A 1,222-nucleotide genomic window follows, 5' to 3' on the forward strand; every position below is an offset into this window, starting at 1 on the left:
CCTTGGCCAAAGGTATTCGGTTTGAAATCGCTAGCCGCCTCCCTGTGGCCGATGGCATTGAATCAGTTCGCAACATCCTCCCTATGTGCTGGTTTGATGAATCGAAATGCGAAATTGGGCTTAAACACCTGCAGTCGTACCGGAAAGAGTGGGATGCCAAACATGGGATCTGGAAAAGCAAGCCGCTGCACGACGAGGCGTCAAACTGCGCCGATGCGTTCCGCTACTTCGCTGTGACCTCTACCTATGTGCAGGACCAATATTCCAATGTTGTTCAATTCAAAGCACAGCCGACCATAAATTCGTCGGCATGGACCTAATCATGACCAAACCCGTAAATCTCGCCCTGGCAAGAGCCGAGGCAACCGACAGCAATACTGGGCTAACGCCGCGCGATGTGTTGGAGGATGCCCTTAACGAGCTGGATGAAGGCGCGGATTACAACGGCATTGTCGTTTTGAAGATCAACCATCAAGACGGTCAATTCAGCATGGGGTTCAGTGCAGGGAATATAAGTTGCTCCCAGATGATTGCAGCTGCAGAGATTTTTAAAGCCAAACAGTTAAACCATATGGGCTGGCTGTTGGCCCCTGATGATATTGAGTATGTGTAAATGGGCGATTTAACCAAGAACATTAGCCGCCATGAACTGGCGTGCAAATGTGGCGCGTGTGACCACCAAACCGCAGATTTTGAAACCGTGATGATCGTGCAGGATGCATGTGATCATTTCGCTGAAAAACTGGAAGTCGGAAAAGTGGTGCTGAACATACACAGCGCACACCGATGTTACCGCCATAACGACGCCGTGGGCGGTGCTAAGAAATCCCAGCATCGCCTGGGTTCCGCGTTGGATATCAGCATCCGCAACGTTCTGCCCAAAGATGTATACGCCTATCTCGATGCGAAGTACCCAGACCGGTTGGGCCTGGGCCTCTACGACACATTTGTACACGTAGACACACGGAAAGGAAAAGCACGATGGTAAGTATCATTCTGAAAAGCTTGCTCGCTGTCCTGACAAAAATGTTAGTGGCAACAGCCAGCAAGGACGTGATCGAGTGGATGTTGTTTCACGTCATTGAGTTGATCGTCAAATCAACCAAGACCCCGCACGATGATGCGTTTTACGCCAAGGTCAAAGAAGCCTACGCGAACGCAGACATCACCGGCGAGCAGGAAACATCATAATGGCCGGTGTCCCAGAAGCGCGCATTAAGGC

The 1,222-nt window shown here is 50.8% G+C and carries 4 protein-coding genes; all 4 read left to right on the forward strand.

Annotated elements, in window-relative coordinates; genetic code table 11:
- On the forward strand, positions 1–320 hold a 320-nt coding region (locus tag H511_RS24815; protein WP_036759407.1), incomplete at its 5' end, for a hypothetical protein.
- A 2-nt stretch (positions 321–322) separates the two neighbouring features.
- Positions 323–613: a hypothetical protein gene (locus tag H511_RS0109345; protein WP_027252050.1), complete on the forward strand. Its 291-nt coding sequence runs from the start codon at positions 323–325 to the stop codon at positions 611–613.
- Positions 614–988, forward strand: coding sequence for a D-Ala-D-Ala carboxypeptidase family metallohydrolase (locus H511_RS0109350; protein ID WP_027252051.1), 375 nt, complete (start codon positions 614–616; stop codon positions 986–988).
- The gene (locus H511_RS0109355; RefSeq protein WP_027252052.1) at positions 982–1,191 is read left to right on the forward strand and encodes a hypothetical protein; all 210 of its coding nucleotides are present in this window, start codon (positions 982–984) and stop codon (positions 1,189–1,191) included. Before H511_RS0109350 ends, H511_RS0109355 begins: the two co-directional genes overlap by 7 nt.
- The last annotated feature ends 31 nt before the right edge of the window (positions 1,192–1,222 follow it).

The organism is Photobacterium halotolerans DSM 18316 (assembly GCF_000425165.1).
Lineage (GTDB): Bacteria > Pseudomonadota > Gammaproteobacteria > Enterobacterales > Vibrionaceae > Photobacterium > Photobacterium halotolerans.

Coding starts and splice junctions, on each gene's coding strand:
- H511_RS0109345 (WP_027252050.1), top strand. CDS start 323: ATGACCAAACCCGTAAATCTCGCCCTGGCAAGAGCCGAGGCAACCGAC.
- H511_RS0109350 (WP_027252051.1), top strand. CDS start 614: ATGGGCGATTTAACCAAGAACATTAGCCGCCATGAACTGGCGTGCAAA.
- H511_RS0109355 (WP_027252052.1), top strand. CDS start 982: ATGGTAAGTATCATTCTGAAAAGCTTGCTCGCTGTCCTGACAAAAATG.